Origin of the sequence: Noviherbaspirillum denitrificans (assembly GCF_002211445.1) — a bacterium.
Classification (GTDB): Bacteria; Pseudomonadota; Gammaproteobacteria; order Burkholderiales; family Burkholderiaceae_D; genus Noviherbaspirillum; species Noviherbaspirillum denitrificans.
The window spans coordinates 2,587,797-2,589,937 of record NZ_LSTO01000001.1; the positions used below are offsets into that span (position 1 = coordinate 2,587,797).

Here is a 2,141-nt window from a genome sequence, read left to right on the forward strand (position 1 = left end):
TTTTTCTGGACCCAGTTCTCGGGCGCGGCGAATGACAACCTGTTCAAGTTCGCCTTCACGGTGATGGTCACCTACCAGCTGCAGGTGAGCTGGATGCCGCCGGCGATGGCGGGCCTGGTAATCGGCGCGCTGTTCATCCTGCCCTACCTGCTGTTTTCCGCGACCAGCGGCCAGGTCACCGACAAATACGAAAAGACGAAGATCATCCGCTTCGTGAAGAACCTCGAGATCGTCATCATGTCGGCGGCGGCCTTTGGTTTCGTGACGGAGAACGTGGCGGTGCTGCTGGCCTGCACTTTCCTGATGGGATTGCACTCGACGCTGTTCGGACCGGTGAAGTTCGCGTACATGCCGCAGGTGCTGAGCGAACGCGAGCTGACGGGCGGCAACGGCATGGTGGAGATGGGCACCTTCGTCGCCATCCTGCTCGGCAACGTCGTCGGTGGATTGTTGATTGCCACACCCGGCGTCGGCCGCTTGCACGTGGCCATCGGCTGCCTCGCCGCCGCGGTTGTCGGCCGCGCGGTTGCACAATTCATTCCGCTTGCGCCCGCCACCGATCCGGGGCTGAAGATCAACTGGAATCCGGTCACCGAAACCTGGCGCAACCTGAAGATGGCGCATGGCAATCCGGTGGTGTTCCGTTCGCTGCTCGGCATCAGCTGGATGTGGTTCTTCGGCGCGGTGTTCCTCAGCCAGTTCCCCAGCCTGTCGCGTGAAGTCCTGCACGGCAATGAACAGGTTGCTTCTTTCCTTCTGGTCGTATTTTCCATCGGCATTGCCACCGGTTCGCTGCTGTGCGAAGTGCTGAGCCGCCGCCATGTGGAGATCGGCCTCGTGCCTCTGGGTGCGATCGGCATGACCGTGTTCGCGGTCGATTTCTATTTCGCCACGCGCAGCCTGCCGCCCGCCGACACGCTGGCGCTCGGCGAATTCCTGGCCCGCCCCGCCCACTGGCGCGTCCTGGCCGACCTCCTGCTTCTCAGCCTGTTTGCCGGTCTCTACAGCGTGCCGATGTATGCGCTGATCCAGCTGCGCGCGCAGCCGACGCACCGCGCGCGCATCATCGCGGCCAACAACATCCTGAACGCGCTGTTCATGATCGCCAGCTCGCTGATCGCCGGCGTCCTGCTGCAGAGCGGCTTTTCCATTCCGCAGATTTTCCTGTTCACCGGTCTCGCCAATGCGGTCGTCGCGTTCTACATCTTCATGCTGGTGCCGGAGTACCTGCTGCGCTTCTTTGCGTGGGTGATGTCGCATGTGGTGTACCGCTTCAAGGTGCGCGGCGACCAGCACATTCCCCTTGCCGGGCCGGCGGTGCTGGTGTGCAATCACGTGAGCTTCGTCGATGCGGTGCTGCTGATGGCGGCCAGTCCCCGGCCGATCTATTTCGTGATGGACCATCGCATCTTCCGCATCCCGCTGCTCGGCACGATATTCCGCCTGGCAAAGGCGATCCCGGTGGCGCCGCGCACCGAAGACGCCGGCACCTACGAGCAGGCGTTCGAACGCGCCGCGCAGGTGCTGCGCGAAGGCGACCTGCTGGCGATCTTTCCCGAAGGCGCGCTCACGCGCGACGGCACGCTGCAGGAGTTCAAGGGCGGCGTGATGAAGATCCTCGAACGCGCGCAGCAGGACGGCGTCGCGCCGCCGGTTATCCCGATGGCATTGACCAACCTGTGGGGCTCCTTCTTCAGCCGCATCGAAGTCGTCGACGGCAACCGCGTGGCAATGGTGCGCCCCTTCCGTCGCGGCATCTTCGCGCGCGTCGGACTCAATGTCGGCCAGCCCGTGCCTGCGGCGCAGGCGCAACCGGCACTGCTGCGCGATCGTGTCGCCGCGCTGCTCGTGGAGTAACCGCACACATTTGAGAATCCATAAGACTTGTGTCTGCACCGGCGGCCGAGGCCGCCGGTCTGCATTGCGCGGTTGAGAACACTCAATCGAATCATGAGGGCGAGCCACTAGCATGGTGATATCAACAATCACCCGCCGAGGAGCGCCCCCCATGAAAAGAACCGCACGCCTTCCAAGCAGCCTTGTTCTGGCACTGGTGAGCGGGTTGAGCGCATGCGGCGGGGGAGATGATCGAGGAGCGGACGCGCAGCAGGCTCCGCGCCCCGCCAGTGTGATGGCGCCGG

1 protein-coding gene is annotated in these 2,141 nt (G+C 63.9%); it reads left to right on the plus strand.

The window, feature by feature from the left end; translation table 11 throughout:
- Positions 1–1,857 (plus strand): MFS transporter (locus AYR66_RS12655; RefSeq protein ID WP_088709786.1); only part of this gene is annotated, 1,857 nt, incomplete at its 5' end.
- Between the last annotated feature and the right edge of the window lie 284 nt (positions 1,858–2,141).